The 15247-nt window shown below is 72.8% G+C and carries 15 protein-coding genes and 1 pseudogene; 6 read left to right on the plus strand and 10 right to left on the minus strand.

Features of this window, described 5'->3' with window-relative positions:
- Positions 1 to 8: 8 nt before the first annotated feature.
- Positions 9 to 968 (minus strand): hypothetical protein, encoded by a 960-nt coding sequence (locus J7E88_RS34480; protein ID WP_215187441.1) that lies wholly within the window; start codon positions 966 to 968, stop codon positions 9 to 11.
- Between the two features lie 125 nt (positions 969 to 1093).
- Entirely contained in the window at positions 1094 to 2572 is a 1479-nt protein-coding gene (locus J7E88_RS34485) for an APC family permease (RefSeq protein ID WP_215187442.1), read from the minus strand.
- Between the two features lie 215 nt (positions 2573 to 2787).
- On the opposite strand from J7E88_RS34485, the gene J7E88_RS34490 reads away from it, so the two are divergent.
- Entirely contained in the window at positions 2788 to 3183 is a 396-nt protein-coding gene (locus tag J7E88_RS34490) for an RNA-binding S4 domain-containing protein (protein ID WP_215187443.1), read from the plus strand.
- On the opposite strand, the gene J7E88_RS34495 is transcribed toward J7E88_RS34490, so the two are convergent.
- From J7E88_RS34495 to J7E88_RS34505, 3 genes are all read right to left on the minus strand, one after another.
- Complete coding sequence (locus J7E88_RS34495) at positions 3178 to 5172, minus strand: FUSC family protein (RefSeq protein WP_215187444.1); 1995 nt, start codon at positions 5170 to 5172, stop codon at positions 3178 to 3180. The genes J7E88_RS34490 and J7E88_RS34495 overlap by 6 nt on opposite strands.
- A gap of 62 nt (positions 5173 to 5234) precedes the next feature.
- The gene (locus J7E88_RS34500) at positions 5235 to 5480 is read right to left on the minus strand and encodes a DUF2630 family protein (RefSeq protein WP_215187445.1); all 246 of its coding nucleotides are present in this window, start codon (positions 5478 to 5480) and stop codon (positions 5235 to 5237) included.
- Positions 5481 to 5740: 260 nt separating this feature from the next.
- Complete coding sequence (locus J7E88_RS34505) at positions 5741 to 6787, minus strand: endonuclease/exonuclease/phosphatase family protein (RefSeq protein ID WP_215187446.1); 1047 nt, start codon at positions 6785 to 6787, stop codon at positions 5741 to 5743.
- Between the two features lie 192 nt (positions 6788 to 6979).
- Between J7E88_RS34505 and J7E88_RS34510 the strand changes: the two genes are divergently transcribed.
- The 3 genes and pseudogenes from J7E88_RS34510 to J7E88_RS34520 all read left to right on the plus strand — a co-directional run bounded on the left by J7E88_RS34510 (position 6980) and on the right by J7E88_RS34520 (position 8823).
- A complete protein-coding gene (locus J7E88_RS34510; protein ID WP_215187447.1) occupies positions 6980 to 7390 on the plus strand; it encodes a hypothetical protein in 411 nt (136 codons plus the stop codon).
- A 15-nt stretch (positions 7391 to 7405) separates the two neighbouring features.
- Positions 7406 to 7642 (plus strand): annotated as a pseudogene (locus tag J7E88_RS34515) (ABC transporter permease); the annotation flags it as partial.
- 101 nt (positions 7643 to 7743) lie between these two features.
- Positions 7744 to 8823 carry a MerR family transcriptional regulator gene (locus J7E88_RS34520; protein WP_215187448.1) on the plus strand — a complete coding sequence of 360 codons (1080 nt, stop codon included), beginning with the start codon at positions 7744 to 7746 and terminating at the stop codon, positions 8821 to 8823.
- An 81-nt stretch (positions 8824 to 8904) separates the two neighbouring features.
- Here the strand turns inward: J7E88_RS34520 and J7E88_RS34525 are convergent, their stop codons facing one another.
- The 3 genes from J7E88_RS34525 to J7E88_RS34535 form a co-directional block, all read right to left on the minus strand.
- Positions 8905 to 9351: a universal stress protein gene (locus J7E88_RS34525; protein ID WP_215187449.1), complete on the minus strand. Its 447-nt coding sequence runs from the start codon at positions 9349 to 9351 to the stop codon at positions 8905 to 8907.
- A gap of 71 nt (positions 9352 to 9422) precedes the next feature.
- On the minus strand, positions 9423 to 10046 hold the full coding sequence (locus tag J7E88_RS34530; RefSeq protein WP_215187450.1) for an FMN reductase: 624 nt from the start codon (positions 10044 to 10046) through the stop codon (positions 9423 to 9425).
- Entirely contained in the window at positions 10043 to 11191 is a 1149-nt protein-coding gene (locus J7E88_RS34535; protein WP_215187451.1) for an LLM class flavin-dependent oxidoreductase, read from the minus strand. The genes J7E88_RS34530 and J7E88_RS34535 overlap by 4 nt, the downstream gene beginning before the upstream one ends.
- A 144-nt stretch (positions 11192 to 11335) precedes the next feature.
- Between J7E88_RS34535 and J7E88_RS36625 the strand changes: the two genes are divergently transcribed.
- On the plus strand, positions 11336 to 11470 hold the full coding sequence (locus J7E88_RS36625; RefSeq protein ID WP_251023638.1) for a DUF6126 family protein: 135 nt from the start codon (positions 11336 to 11338) through the stop codon (positions 11468 to 11470).
- A 35-nt stretch (positions 11471 to 11505) separates the two neighbouring features.
- Here the strand turns inward: J7E88_RS36625 and J7E88_RS34540 are convergent, their stop codons facing one another.
- Together J7E88_RS34540 and J7E88_RS34545 are read right to left on the minus strand one after the other, a co-directional pair.
- Positions 11506 to 12294 (minus strand): DUF4239 domain-containing protein, encoded by a 789-nt coding sequence (locus tag J7E88_RS34540; protein WP_215187452.1) that lies wholly within the window; start codon positions 12292 to 12294, stop codon positions 11506 to 11508.
- 46 nt (positions 12295 to 12340) lie between these two features.
- Positions 12341 to 12979, minus strand: a complete 639-nt coding sequence (locus J7E88_RS34545) for a hypothetical protein (protein WP_215187453.1) — start codon at positions 12977 to 12979, stop codon at positions 12341 to 12343.
- A 216-nt stretch (positions 12980 to 13195) separates the two neighbouring features.
- Here J7E88_RS34545 and J7E88_RS34550 point away from each other — a divergent pair, with 216 nt between their 5' ends.
- The gene (locus tag J7E88_RS34550; protein ID WP_215187454.1) at positions 13196 to 15238 is read left to right on the plus strand and encodes an NADPH-dependent 2,4-dienoyl-CoA reductase; all 2043 of its coding nucleotides are present in this window, start codon (positions 13196 to 13198) and stop codon (positions 15236 to 15238) included.
- Positions 15239 to 15247 lie beyond the last annotated feature (9 nt).

Here is a 15247-nt window from a genome sequence, read left to right on the forward strand (position 1 = left end):
GTGGCGGTTCAGGGGGTGGCCCCCACCTGGGTGCGCCACCTCGTGAACTGCTCGGCCGCATCTCCCGTGTACGTCCACGGGAGATGCGCCGCCCGTGTGCCCAGCAGCTGGAAGAGGCCGCAGGCCTCCTGCCGCAGCCCCGCGTAACAGGCGGCGTGCGTCAGGTAGTTGAGTTCCCCGATCTCCTGGGGTGCGACCGGTCCGTCCGTCCGCCACAGGATCCACCGCTCCCAGGTGCGCCGGATCTCCACGACCGCGAGCTCGTGCTTCCAGTGCTGGTCCAGGCCGCGCACCACCCGTCCCTGGGCGGCGTCGAAGACATGGCGGTACTCCTCCGCGCGCGCGATCTGCACCAGTACCGGCAGCGGCGACCCGGGAGGCGACGCCCCCGCCGCGTCCCGCGCGAAGTCGTACATCCTGCCGTGCGTGCCGTGCCAGCGCGCCGAGTGGTAGCGCAGCAGCTGCACATGCCCCTCGACGTTGTACGGGTCCCGCCCGCGCATCTCGTCCCACCAGCGCCGCAGTTCGCGGCGCGGCACCCCGCCCTCGTACAGCCGCGCCACCGTCAGCAGCGACACCCAGGGCATGGGGTCCGCGGGGTGCAGGTCGGCGGCCGCCAGGCAGGTCCGCACAGCGAGGTCCAGCCGGTCGCGGTCGACGCCACCGCCCCGCCCCGCGGCGATGGCCCGGTGGAAGACCCGTACGACCTCCGTCGCCGCGGCGAGGACCGCCGCGTCGGGGTCGGCGGGCTCGGCGGCCCGCCAGATCCCGGTGGCGGACGAGCCGGCCGCGGCGTGGGCCAGCAGCCGTATCCGATGGGTGCGCAGCCCCCAGTCGTCGCCGGTGTCGCGCAGCAGGTCCCGGACGCCCTGCCAGCGGCCGATAACGATGTCGTCGAGGGCGTCCGAGAGCGCTCGGTCCCCGTAGGAGGGATCGAAGTCGGGGACGAAGCGGCGGCGAGCGGCCATGGGCGGCACTTTCCTCGGCGGTTCAGGGGCGATCTGGGGGATCCGAGGCGACTGCGGGGATCCACAGGCTCTACGGGGGGCGACGGCCGGTCCGGCGCGGCGATCGGGGAAGGTGGGGGGAGCGGTCAGTAGTCGGTGGCGAGTGCCTTGTCGGCGTAGTCGGTACGGCGGCCCGGCCCCCGGTCCCCGTCGTGGTCGTCCGGATCGATCGGCCGTGTCGCGTCGAGGGGGGCGGGCCGGTAGTAGGAGCTGCCCTTCCGCCAGTAGTGGACCATCGGGACGAGGCCGGTGGCGAGCCCGCCGAGGCCGATCGCGATCGACGCCCCGCTCAGCTCGCCCAGCGACTCGAAGAAGATCCACAGCATGAACAGCGCGCCGAACAGCGGCCAGACGCCGCCGAGGACGAAGTCGCGCACCGAGCCGAGCAGCGTCCTGCGGTAGGCCACGACAGCGGCGATGCCCGCGAGACCGTAGTAGAAGGCGATCTGCAGTCCTATGGCGGCGACCGCGGCGGCGAGCACGTCGCCGACCGAGCCGAGCGCGGCGGACGCCGCGAACATCGTCAGCGCGACGGCGCCGACGACGGCGACCGCGGCCCACGGGGTGTGCCAGCGGCGGTGCGTCCGCCCCAGGACCGGGGGCATGGTGCGGTCCCTGCCCATGGCGAACAGCGACCTCGTCACCTGGATGAGCGTCGTCTCCAGCGTGGCCACGGTGGACAACAGCACGGCGACCACGAGGAGTCTGCCGCCCACTCCGGGCCAGACCGCCTCGCCCAGCGCACCGAGCACCTGGGCACCGGAGGCCCGGATCTCCTCGGCGGAGAGGAACATGTTGACCGCGACGGTGAACGCCTCGAAGAGGACGAAGACGACGCCCACACCGATCAGCGCGGCGAGCCCCGCGGTGCGCCGGCTGTCGCGGGTCTCCTCGCTCAGGTTGCTGGTGACGTCCCAGCCCCAGAAGTAGAAGGCGGCGACCAGGGCGCCGGAGGCGAATCCGCCGGTCCCGTCGAAGTGTGAGAAGCCGAACCACGACCAGTCGAAGGCGACATGGCTGCCGCGGTGCACGACCGCTGCGGCGATGAACAGGACGAGGATGCCCAGTTCGACGCCGGAGAGCAGCAGTTGGGCGCGTACGGTCAGCCGCGCACCCCCGAGCACGACCAGCAGCATCGCGACGAACCAGGCCGCGCCCACGACCGTCGCCAGCGCCGTGTCGTCGGCGAGGTCCTCGTCGATCAGCGCCAGGGTCATCGCGCCGGCCGGCAGCGATCCGGCCACCATGAAGATCGTCGTGGAGACGACCAGCGCCCACCCGGCCAGGAAGCCGAGAAAGGGGTGCAGCGCGCGTCCCACCCATGAGTATCCGGCGCCCGCGTTCACGTCGAGGCGGCCGAGCCTGCCGAAGGCCAGAACGATGCCGAGCATGGGAATCGCGCAGTACAGCAGGGCCGCCGGGCCCGCGAGACCCACGGTGGCGACGAGGACGGCGGTGGTCGCCGCGATCGAGTAGGCCGGGGCGCTGCCCGCGACCGCCATGACGACGGTGTCGAACGTCCCGAGGACTCCTGGCCGGAGCCCTCTGCCGGAGCTGCTGCGCATGGAAATCTCCGAATGCCCTTGTGCCGCGCGGGAGATGCGGGCACGACAGAAGCGAACACCCGCGTTCGAAGGAGAACCCTCCGTCAAGGGGAGATGGTGCGCATCGTAGTCGGATGGCTGCGCTGTGGTGAGGGGGTGGGGTGCCGTCCCACCCGTGCGAGTGCGCCGCCTTGTGCGAGTGCCCCGCGGGGACCCGGAGCCGTAGAGTCGGTGGCATGGCTGCAGAGGTGGCGAACGAGGGAACCGTACGGGTCGACGTCTGGGTCTGGTCGGTACGGCTCACCAAGACCCGCTCGCAGGCCGCCGCGGCCTGCCGGGCGGGCCATGTGCGCGTCAACGGCGAGCGGGTCAAGCCCGCGCAGTCCGTGCGGGTCGGAGACCAGGTGCGGTTGTTCCACGCGGGGCGGGAGCGGCTGGTGGTCGTCTCGAAGATCGTGCGGAAGCGGGTCGGTCCGCCGGTCGCCGTGCAGGCCTACGTGGACAACAGCCCGCCGCCCCCGCCGAAGGAGTTCACCGCCCCCGCGGCCGTACGGGACCGGGGCGCCGGACGCCCGACCAAGCGGGACCGCCGCGAGCTGGAGCGTCTGCAGGGCAACCGGCCGGGATCATGACCTCGGCGCGGGCGAGGCGATCGCCCGCGCCGCCCTGACCTCCTGGCGGAGCGGCTCCAGCACGCCCTTGTCGTCGCCCGGCAGGTCGGCGCGCACCTCCACCAGCTCCTCGCTGGAGCGCAGCCCGTCGGCGAGTTCGCGCAGTTGCCGCTCGATGCCGGTGATCTCCGCGTCGCGCGGCGGCGTGGCCCCGTGGTCCACGCGTACCCGGGCCGCCGTCGTGGCGTCCACGATCCGCTCGACGGCCACGACCAGCGGCCACCAGGCTGCCGCCCTCGCACCCGTCGGCGGCGGCTCGGTCAGCGCCCGCTGGAACTCGGAGCGCACGTTCGACAGGTCCCGGTACAGCCGTCGCCGGCGCCGCACCCGTTCGCCCTGGTCGCCCGGGGCCGCCGCGCCGACCCTGCCGAAGGCGCACGCCACATAGTCCGCCGCGTCCTCCACGGCCTGCGCCAGCCGGTCGCCGATGCGGGTGTGCCAGCTCTCCGGCCACAGCAGGTAGCCCGCCACCAGGACGATGGCGCAGCCGATGAGGCTGTCCACGAGCCGGGGCAGCACCAGGTGGAAGCCCTGGTGGTTGAGGACGTCCGACAGCAGGAGGATCACCGGGGTGATCGCCGCGGTCTGGAAGGCGTACCCCTTCGCCGAGAACGCAGGGATCAGCGCGGCGAGGACCATCATCACCGGTACGTCCGCCCAGCCGCGCGGCACGGCGGCGAGGACCGCGGTGGCGACGAGCAGGCCCGCGGCCGTGCCGAGCGCACGCAGCACCGCGCGGGAGAAGACCGAGCCGAAGTCGGGCTTGAGGACGAACGTGACCGTGAGCGCGACCCAGTAGGAGCGGGTCAGCGGCACCACCGAGACGAACGCCTGGGCAAGGCCGATGCACAGCGCCAGCCGCAGCCCGTACCGCCAGGACTGCTCGGACAGCAGCACGCTGCGCGTCGCCCGGCGGAGGCGGACCCCGAGCGCCGCGGGCCGCCCGAGCCGGTCGTCGGCACGGGCGGGATCGGCGTCGGGCCGGTGGACGACCGCGGACGCGTGGCGCACGGCGCGGTCGACGGCGCGGTCCGCCGGGCCCTCGGGGGTGGGCAGCACCAGCTCCGGCGCCGTGCTGCGGCCGTGCTCCACGGCGTCCGCCAACTCCCCTACCGCGGCGGCGATCTCGGGGCGGCGGGAGGCCCGTCCGTAGCGGTGTGCCGCCGCGGCGGCCTCGACGAGCGGGATGACGACGTTCAGCTGCGCGAGCAGCCGCACCAGCGGGCCGCGCCGGCCGTGGTCGCGGGCGCGCCGCGCAAGGATCAGGTCGTAGGAGGTGTTGAGGGACTGGGTGACGTCCTGGCGCCGGGCGTCGTAGTCGCTGGCGCCCGCCGCGGCGAACAGCGCGGCGACGCTGCGGTAGGTCGCGGCGACCGCGGCCACTTCCGGCGCCCGGCCGCGCAGCGGCCAGCCCAGCAGGGTCAGCACGAGCACGAACAGCCCGCCGAGGGTGATCAGCAGCGGGGCCTTCCACCACGGTCCCGGCATCGGCAGGCCGGCGCCCACCACGGCGTTCAACAGGAGCAGCAGTCCGGACACCGAGGCGACCGCGCCGATCGACGAGATCATGCCGGAGACGAGCGCGACCAGCGTGAGCGCGCCGACGGCGGCCCAGCCCTGCCCGTACACGAGCGCGCCGAGCATGATGCCGACCGCGCCGAAGAGCTGGGGGACGGCGATGTTCAGCAGCCGCATCCGGTAGGCGTCGGCCGTGTCGCCGATGACTCCGGACAGCGCACCGATCGACGCCAGCGCCCCGTACGCGGGCTGTCCGGTCGCGAGGCCCATGGCCAGTGGCGCCGAGAGGGCCACGGCGGCGCGGGCGACGGCGGCCCGAGGGACAGGCGCGTCCTGCGGGCGCAGACCGCGGATCAGCCACTCGGGCGGGGCCAGCGTCAGACGCCCCGCGCGCCGGCCCGCCGCTTCTGCCCCGCCCTCGTGCTCCGCCATGGAGTCAACAGACCTCGAAGGACCCGCCGTGCGCAAGTGTGCGGTCGTCCCCGGCCTGTACGTCAGCTCTCGTAGTTCTCGATCTCGTCGGGCGGCTGCACCTGCGCCGTGTCGGGGTCGTCGCCGAACTCCGACTTCGCCCGCCGCCGGCGCAGCAGGTCCCAGCACTGGTCGAGGCGGATCTCCAGCTCCTTGAGCCGGGCCTGCTGGTCCGCGTCGAGTCCGCCCTGCCGGGTCGAGTGGTCGCGCAGGGCCCGCTCCTCCTCGACGAGTGAGCCGATGTCGTCGATGATCTGCTCGTCGTCCATGCCCACCACCTCCTGGTCACAGGACGAGGACGGCCTCGCCGCGTGCTCCTGCGGCGCGGCTCCGGGCGAGCGCGTCGGGCGCCTTCTCCAGAGGGAGTTCGGCCTCCAGGGGGCGTCCGCAGCGAACCGTCGGCCGCCGCGGCGGCGAGCACGTCGAGCAGCGTCGACGACGGTGCAGCCGGAAGCCGACCTCTTCCCTGTCACCGGCGGCCGCCCCGTGGTGCCTCGCACCACGTCCCCACTCTCACCCCGCGGGCAGGTCAGCGCACGTCGTGCAGTTCCAGCGCGACGAGCAGGGCGCGGTGGTCGGTGCCGCCCAGGTCGAGGAAGCGCGCGGAGCGCACGGAGAAGTCCTCGCTGACGAGTACATGGTCGATCTGGGTGCCGAGCGGGCGGGGGAGGCCGGCCGGCCAGGACGGGGTACGGGAGGCGCCCGCGAGGCGGGTGCTGTCCCTCAGACCGCCCGCCCGGAGGATGCCGCGGAAGGCGGCGTGGTCCTCGGTGGCGTTGAAGTCGCCCGCCACGACGGCCGGGCGGTCCCCGGTCGCCGCCGCCCGCTCGCGCAGCAGGCCCAGTTCCCTGCGCCAGTCGGCCACGGCGTCCGGAACGGGTGGCAGCGGGTGCGCGAGCTGGAGGTCGACGGAGCGGCCCGCGATGTCGGCGGTGGCGGCGGGCATGGCGAGCACTGAGCGGACGCCGGGGGCCGGGGCCAGCGGGTACCTGCTGAGGATCGCCGAGCCCGCGGCGCCGCCCGCCTCGACGACACGGCGGTACGGATAGTCGGCGCGGGAGACCCCCGCCGCGAGCGCTTCGGAGCACCCGGCCGTGCATTCCTGGACGAAGACCAGGCCGGGCCGCTCCCGGGCGAGGGTCGCGAGCAGTGCGTCGGTGGCCCCGCCGAACTCGAGGTTCGCCGTGAGGACGTCGACGCGGGCGACGGCCGGTCCCGGCGGCTTCTCGGTCAGGCCGACGTCGTAGGGCCTGACGAACCAGCCGGTCACGGCGAGCACCGCCGCCGCCCACGCCATGAGCGCGAAGTGGCGGCCAGCCAGGGCCGCCGCCAGCGCGACACCGGCCGGGACCAGCAGCCACGGCAGGAAGGCGAGCAGCTGCGGCACGGGGGTGATGGCGTCGGTGTCCGCGGCACGGCAGGCGACGACGCCGGTCGGCACGATGAGGAGCAGCCCCGCGAACCACGCGCCGCCACGCCGCCGGCCGCCTGCGGGGCCCGGCCCGGCATCGTACGGCCCTGCCGCCTGATCGCGGCCGTCCCCGGGCCCCTGGGTCCCACAGGTCTCCTGGTCCACGCAGACCTCCGTGCCGCGAGATGTGTCGTCGAAACGGGCTTGCAGTTCCGTCTGTCGTGAGGACGCCAGTCTCGCCGACCGCGTTGCCGCTGTCCGGCGATCACGGGAGGAGGCCGACTTGCCGCCCGGCGCGCGCGGGTGTGCCCTGAGAGGAGGACGGGGGTCGGGGTCAGAGGGAAGGAGCTCTGCGCCATGGCCACACAAGCAGCGACGCCGGAGCGACGGCGTCGCCACCGGGCGTCCGGACGACAGCACCACAGCCCGCTCGGTCTGGTACTGCCCGCAGTGCTCGCGGTGACCGTAGGCATCTGGGCCGCGTCCATCCAGCGCTTCGAGAACGGCGGCGTCGCCACCGGCGGTCAATGGGTCCTCGGCGTGGTCACCGCTGTGGTGATCGGCGTGCTCGCGTTCGGTCTCGGCCGCATCCAGCACGCGCTGCCGCGCGAACTGCGAGCCCTGGCGTACGGGGTGCTGACCGCGGTGACCATCGGCTTCCTGACCAGTCTGGCGGAGGGGAGCGTGCTCCGGGCGGCAGGCATCGGCGTCGCGGTCGGCGCGGCGGTGGGGCTGGTGATGTTCTATTACTACTACACCCATGAGTGAGCCTGAGCGGACCTCATGATGGTCATCTTCCCGATGACCTTCCTGAGCAATGTCTTCGTCGACCCGGGGACGATGCCGGGCTGGCTGCAGGCGTTCGTCAACAACAGCCCTGTCACCCATGTGGCCACGTCCGTACGGGAGTTGATGGCGGGCAACTGGCCCGCCGCGGACATCGCCTGGTCGCTGGGCTGGTCCGCCGTGCTCGTGGTCGTGTTCGGCTCGGTGACCATGCGGCTCTACAACCGCAAGTGAGCGCTCCTGCCGTCCTGCCTTGACCTTCCTCGCGGGGGAAGCTCCAGCATCGGTGCAGCCGGGCGTTCCCGCCCGGTACGAGGAGGAAGGTCAGGGCAGGCATGGGTTTGCTGACCATCGGTGCGTTCGCCCGTGTGTCGCGGCTGTCCGCGAGGGCATTGCGGCGCTACGACGAGCTGGGGCTGCTGGCGCCCGCACGCGTCGACCAGTTCACCGGCTACCGGTACTACGACGACGCCCAGGTGGAACGGGCCCGGCTCGTGGCGTGGCTGCGGGGGATCGGGATGCCGCTCGCCCGCGTCGGGCGGGTCTGCGATCTGGCGGAGACGGACACGGCTGCGGCGGCCCGGGAGATCCGGGCGTACTGGACCCAGGTCGAGTCGGAGACCTCCGCACGCCGGGACCTGGCCGGCTTCCTCGTGGACCAGCTGTCCGGGAAGGACACCGACACGATGGATCGGATCATCATGCCCCTGGGAATGCACTGCGCGGCCCGCTCGGACCGCGGCCTCGTCCGGGAGACCGACCAGGACGCCGTGTACGCCGGGACACGGCTGCTCGCGGTCGCGGACGGCTTCGGCGTCGCGGGCGCCGCCGCGAGCGCGGCGGCGATCGACGCGCTGAAGCCGGTGGAGGCCGCAGCGGCGTCGGGGGCCTCGCGGCCCGGCGATCTGCTCAACGCGCTTGAGGACGCGGTGCACCGGGCGGATACCGCGGTACATGGACTCCCCGAGTCCGGCACGACGCTGACCGCACTGCTGTGGATGGGCTCCGGCCTGGCCCTGGCGCACATCGGCGACACCCGGGCGTACCTGTTGCGCGGCGGGACGCTCCGGCGCCTCACGCACGACCACACGGTGGTGCAGTCGATGGTCGACGAGGGCAGCCTCGACGAGGCGGAGGCGGCGGAGCATCCCCAGCGGGCGATGCTGCTGCGCGCGCTGGACGGCGGCGACGGCCCGCCCCGGCCGGACCTGCGCCTCCACGAGGCGAAGGCCGGCGACCGCCTGCTGCTCTGCTCGGACGGCCTGTCCACAACGGTGCCGGAGGCGACCGTACGGCACTGCCTGGCGGCCGCCGCCGCGCCTGAGGCAGCCGTCGACGCTCTGATGGCCCTGGCACACGACGGGGGCGGCGCGGACAACATCGCGTGCGTGGTGGCCGACGTGATCAGCACGTAAGGGCGGGCAGGGGAGGGGACCGGCCCCTGCCCCGGCCAACTTGACCGGGAAGCCCTGTCAGGCCGCGCCCCGCAGGCTCCGTCAGGCCGCGTCCTGCTCGCCCCGCACCACCACGACGGGGCAGGGGGCGTGCTGGGTGAGATGGAGACCGACCGAGCCCAGCAGCGCCGCCTTGAAGCCGCTGTACCCGCGGTCCCCGACGACCAGCAGCGTCGCCCCCTCGGCGCGGTTCATCAGGGCCTGCGCCGCGTTTCCGATCATCACCTTCCGCGCGATCGCCGCGGCTGCCTCGGCGCCGAGCGTCTGCTCCAGTGTGTCGTCGAGGATCTTGGCGGCCATCGCCTCGGGGTCGAAGTCGGTGGGCAGGGCGGGCACCATGGCCGCCCAGCCCGCCGCCGGGTACTCCCAGCTCATGACGGCCTCCAGGGGCTCCCCCGTGAGCCCGGCCTGCCGTACGGCCCAGCGCAGGGCCCTGATGGACGGCTCCGAGCCGTCCACCCCCACGACGATCCTGCCCGCCTTCGCCATACCGCCACCTCCGTGGTTCAAGAGCTCGGACTCGCCTCCAGCCTACGGAGAACCACGCAAAGAGCTGGTAACTAGGCGAAAAGCCCCGCGATGGCCGTTTCCTCGGATGAGCCCTGGGCCGGGACGTCCCCAGTCGAGGCCAGCATGCGGGCCAGCTCGCGCCCCGCCCGTGCGATGCGGTCCGGCAGAGTGGCGGTGAGCGAGTCGCCCGTGCCGCCCCAGTCCTCCGACGCCGCGTACACGGCCGTCGGCACGACCGCGGCCCGCAGGTAGGCGAAAAGCGGCCGCAGGGCGTGGTCCAGCACCAGGGAGTGCCGGGCCGTCCCGCCGGTCGCCGCGATCAGGACGGGCCTGCCGTCGAGGGCGTCCGGCTCGATCAGGTCGAAGAAGGACTTGAACAGACCGCTGTACGAGGCCGTGAACACCGGCGTGACCGCGATGAGGGCGTCCGCCCGGGCTACCGCCTCGATCGCCTCGTCGAGCGCGGGCGCGGGGAAACCCGTCACGAGGTTGTTGGCGATCGGTACGGCGAGGTCACGCAGCTCCACCACCCGGACCTCGACCGGCCGTATGCCGCCCGCGAGTTCGCGGCGTACGGACTCGGTGAGCCGGTCGGCGAGGAGCCGGGTGGACGACGGCACGCCGAGCCCCGCCGAGACGACCACCAGGTGCAGCGGCGCGGTGGTACGGGTCATGACGACTCCTTCGTGTCCTTCGTGTCCTTCGTGTCCTGGGTGTCCTGGGTGTCGCGGGCGTTCGTGGCCTGCGTGTCGCGGGCGGCGACAGCGGGGTGCAGGGGCGCGGACTCGGGTACGCCGTTCGGCCGCAGACGGGCGAACTCCTTGCGCAGCACCGGCACGACCTCCTCGCCGAGGATGTCGAGCTGCTCCAGCACCGTCTTCAGCGGCAGCCCCGCGTGGTCCATCAAGAACAGCTGGCGCTGGTAGTCGCCGACGGCGTCGCGGAAGCCGAGGGTGCGCTCGACGACCTGCTGCGGGGAGCCGACGGTCAGCGGCGTCTGCTCGGCGAAGTCCTCCAGCGACGGGCCGTGACCGTAGACCGGCGCGTTGTCGAAGTAGGGACGGAACTCCCTTACGGCGTCCTGCGAGTTCCTGCGCATGAACACCTGGCCGCCGAGGCCGACGATCGCCTGCTCGGGTGTGCCGTGCCCGTAGTGGGCGTACCGCTTGCGGTAGAGCGCGACCATCTTCCGGGTGTGGGACATGGGCCAGAAGATGTTGTTGTGGAAGAAGCCGTCGCCGTAGTACGCGGCCTGCTCGGCTATCTCGGGGGAACGGATCGAGCCGTGCCAGACGAACGGCGGGACGCCGTCCAGGGGGCGCGGGGTGGCGGTGAAGCCCTGGAGCGGGGTGCGGAACTTCCCCTCCCAGTCGACCACGTCCTCCCTCCACAGTCTGTGGAGGAGCGCGTAGTTCTCGATGGCGAGCGGGATGCCCTGACGGATGTCCTTCCCGAACCAGGGATAGACCGGGCCGGTGTTGCCGCGGCCCGTCATCAGGTCGACGCGGCCGTCCGCGATGTGCTGGAGGTAGGCGTAGTCCTCGGCGATCTTCACCGGGTCGTTGGTGGTGATCAGGGTGGTGGAGGTGGACAGGATCAGCCGGTCGGTCCGGGCCGCGAGGTGCCCGAGGAGGGTGGTGGGGGACGACGGCACGAAGGGCGGGTTGTGGTGCTCGCCCGTCGCGAAGACGTCCAGGCCGACCTCCTCCGCCTTCTCGGCGATGGCGATCGTGGCCTTGATCCGCTCGTGCTCGCTCGGCGTGCGGGCGGTGGTCGGGTCGGTCGTGACGTCCCCGACCGTGAAGATGCCGAACTGCATGGAGCTCACCTCTCGGGCTGGTGGTTGAATGTTGAACCATATCCGCCAACCGAGGCCCGCCCCTCCTTATTCCGCGCACGTCGACCCGCCCCCGTACCCTGGGGACGGCCCCGCGGGGGCCGGGACCGAAGGCCGGAGGCGGACATGGGCGGGCACGAGAGCGAAGAGTGGAAGGAACGCGGCGTGGCGCTGCGCGTCTTCGTGTACGTGTTCGCGACCCACCTCTTCGCGGGTTTCGTCTGGCTCCTCTTCTACGTCGGCGAGCACGCCCAGAAGTGACCCGGCCCGGGCCGGTGTGCGCCGCCGTGCGGCGGTCAGCCGGTGCCGGCCGCCCCCGGGAAGAGCCGGCGGAAGGCGTCCGCGGACTCCGTGCCGGAGCGCCCGAACGGCGCGTCGAAGTCCCACACCAGGAACAGCAGGAACGCGATCAGCGCGCTGAACAGCCCCGCGAGCAGCAGCTCCCGGAACGAGCGGCCGATCTGCATCGTGAAGATCAGCCCGATGGTGACGACGGCCCCGCTGATCAGGCCGAACCAGACGATGCCCGGCAGCGTCTCCCCGGCGCCCGAGGCCCGGGCGTCGCGCGCGTCCTCGGCGGTGGCCACCCGGTCGAGCATCGGCTGGTACGCCTGCGCCTGGAGCTCGTTCGCCGGCTCGCGCTCGGCCACTTCGGTGCGCACGATGGCCAGCAGCTCCGTCCCGCGCGGCGACAGCTCCTCATGGTCGATCATCCGCGGCCACTCCTCCTCGACCACCTCCGTTACGTAGGCCTCGACGTTCGTCCGCAGTTCCTCCCGGAAGTCCGCCGGATACACCTGGGCGCGCTGGGTGACCTCGTGCAGCGCCTGCGCCTCGGCCTGTACGGCGTCCTGGGCCGCCCCGCGGGCCTCCCAGACGCCGGCGATGGCGAGGCCGAGCACGATCGCGTACACGACGCCGACCATCATCACCATGTACTCCAGGACGTCGGGCGTCTCCGGCGCCCCGGCCTCCGCCATGCCGTCCGGCGCGCTGCGGATCCTTCGTTGGCCGAGGAGCGTGACGACGAGGACGACGGCGCAGGCGGCCGCCATCACGGTGGCCAGGACCAGCCATTCGGACATGGGGATCTCCGGGGTGCGGTGAGGGGCTTGCGGGGCGATGGGCGGATCAGGTGCGGCCGCGCCGTGCGGCGGAGCCGGACCGGGGGCGCAGCATGGCCGCGGCGAGCACCGCCGGGATGGTGGTCACCAGCATCAGGACGGTGAGAGGCGTGCCGGTGTCCTCAGGTCCCTGGGAGGCGGGCCGGTAGGTGCGGATGACGACCGCCTCCGCCCGCTGCGGCGGGGCGGCGGCGGGCGGCTCCGGCGGCTCGGGTGGTGCCGGTGGCGCGGGTGGCGTCGCGGTGGGTGACGGGGGTTCGCCCGGAGGCGCGGGCGTGGGCGCGACAGGCGGCGGCTGGGGGGACGGCGGCCGTGGCGAGGGTGCAGGGCGTGTTGTCGGGGAGGGCGGCTCGGGGACAGGCGAAGGCGCGGGTGGCGGCGTCGCCTCGGTGGGTGATGGTGTCGGCGGCGGGCAGTCGCCCACGCCGATCGTCACGCCGAGGTGGACCCCCACGGGTCCCGGGAGGGAGACGGACACCGACACGAGGGGCGGCGGCTCGCCCCCCTTCGCCTCGCGTGCCGGCACCGACACCCCCGCCGGTCCGGACCCTTTGGGCTCCTCGGACAACAGGGACCCGAGGTCGGCTCCCTGCGTGCCGAGAACGGCCGCGATCCCCAGTGCGCTCACCTGCTGCCAACCCACCACGGCCGACACGGTAGAGGTCCTGAACGCGGTTGTATGCCCAAGATCACCCGTATGGCTGATGAAAGCACTATTCGACCGCGAGTGCGACCGCGAGTGCGACCGCGAGTGCGACCGCGTCCGGCCGAGCGTGACCGAGCTCATTTTGCACTTTGTTGCAAAAGGGTCGTGGCGGCCGCTAGAACTGGGACCGACGAGTCCGCGCGAGGAGGCGACCCGATGAGCACGAGCACAGCCCGGCCGACCCTTTACCCCCATCTGCTGAGCCCGCTCGACCTCGGGTTCACCACGCTGCCCAACCGGGTGCTGATGGGGTCCATGCACGTCGGCCTCGAGGAGGCCGAGAACGGCTTCGCACGCATGGCTGCCTTCTATGCCGAGCGTGCCCGCGGCGGCGTCGGCCTGATCGTCACCGGCGGCATCGCGCCCAACGACCGCGGCCGTCCGTACGAGGGCGGGGCCAAGCTCACCACCGAGGACGAGGCCGCCCGGCACCGTGTCGTCACCGACGCCGTGCACGCCGAGGGCGGCAGGATCGCCATGCAGATCCTCCACTTCGGCCGGTACGCCTACCACCAGGACCTGGTCGCCCCCAGCGCGATACAGGCCCCCATCAGCCCGTTCGTCCCGCACGCGCTCACCGACGCGGAGGTCGAGGAGACGATCGAGGACTTCGTCCGCGCGGCCGTCCTCGCCAGGTCCGCCGGGTACGACGGCGTCGAGATCATGGGTTCCGAGGGCTACTTCATCAACGAGTTCATCGCGAGCTCCACCAACCACCGCACCGACCGCTGGGGCGGCTCGTACGACAACCGCATCCGACTGCCCCTGGAGATCGTCCGCCGCACCCGGGAGGCGGTCGGCCCCGACTTCATCCTGATCTACCGGCTCTCCATGCTCGACCTGGTGCCCGGCGGCTCCTCGCTGGACGAGGTGATCACCCTCGCCAAGGCCGTCGAGGCGGCCGGCGTCACGATCATCAACACCGGTATCGGCTGGCACGAGGCCCGCATCCCGACCATCGCGACGTCCGTGCCGCGCGGCGCCTACACCTGGGTCACCAAGAAGCTGATGGGCGAGGTGTCCGTCCCGCTGGTGACCAGCAACCGCATCAACACCCCCGAAGTGGCCGAGCAGTTGCTCGCCGACGGGCGCGCGGACATGGTCTCGATGGCGCGGCCCTTCCTCGCCGACCCCGCGTTCGTGGCCAAGGCGCGGGCAGGCCGGCCGGAGCAGATCAACACCTGTATCGGCTGCAACCAGGCCTGCCTCGACCACACCTTCAGCCTCAAGATCACCTCCTGTCTGGTCAATCCACGCGCCTGCCACGAGACCGAGCTCGTCCTCGCCCCCACCCGGCGGGCCAAGCGCGTCGCCGTCGTCGGCGCCGGCCCCGCCGGCCTGGCCTGCGCCGTCTCCGCCGCCGAACGCGGCCACACCGTGACCCTGTTCGACGCGGCCGACGAGATCGGCGGCCAGCTGAACGTCGCCAAGCGCGTACCCGGCAAGGAGGAGTTCGACGAGACCCTGCGCTACTTCCGCACCCAGCTGGAGCTCCGCGGTGTCGAGGTGCGCCTCGGCACCCGTGTCGCCGCGGCCGACCTGTCGGCGCAGGACTACGAGGAGGTCGTGGTCGCCACCGGTGTGACTCCGCGGACCCCGGAGATCGAGGGAATCGACCATCCGAGCGTCGTCAGCTACCTCGACGTCCTGCGCGACGGCGCGCCGGTCGGCGAGCGCGTCGCGGTCGTCGGCGCGGGCGGCATCGGCTTCGACGTCGCCGAGTACCTGACCGACGGCGGCGAGGGCGCGAGCCTGGACGCCGAGACATACTTCCGCCAGTGGGGCGTCGACACGGCCTACGCCGCCCCCGGCGGCTTGACCGCACCCAAGCGCCCGGCCCCGCCGCGCGCCGTGCACCTGCTCCAGCGCAAGACGAGCAAGGTCGGCGCCGGACTCGGCAAGACGACGGGCTGGATCCACCGCACGGAGCTCAAGCACCGCGGGGTGACGATGACGGCCGGTGTGACCTACGAGCGGATCGACGACGAGGGTCTGCACATCAGCGTCGACGGCACGGCCTCCGTCCTGCCGGTCGACACGGTGGTGCTCTGCACCGGCCAGGAGCCGCAGCGCTCGCTGTACGAGGAGCTGTCCGCGGCCGGCCGCAGCGTGCACCTCATCGGCGGCGCGGACGTGGCCGCCGAGCTGGACGCGAAGCGCGCCATCGACCAGGGCACCCGGCTGGCCGCCGCCCTGTGATCACCCGCG

Origin of the sequence: Streptomyces sp. ISL-10, from assembly GCF_018614575.1 — a bacterium.
GTDB lineage: Bacteria > Actinomycetota > Actinomycetes > Streptomycetales > Streptomycetaceae > Streptomyces.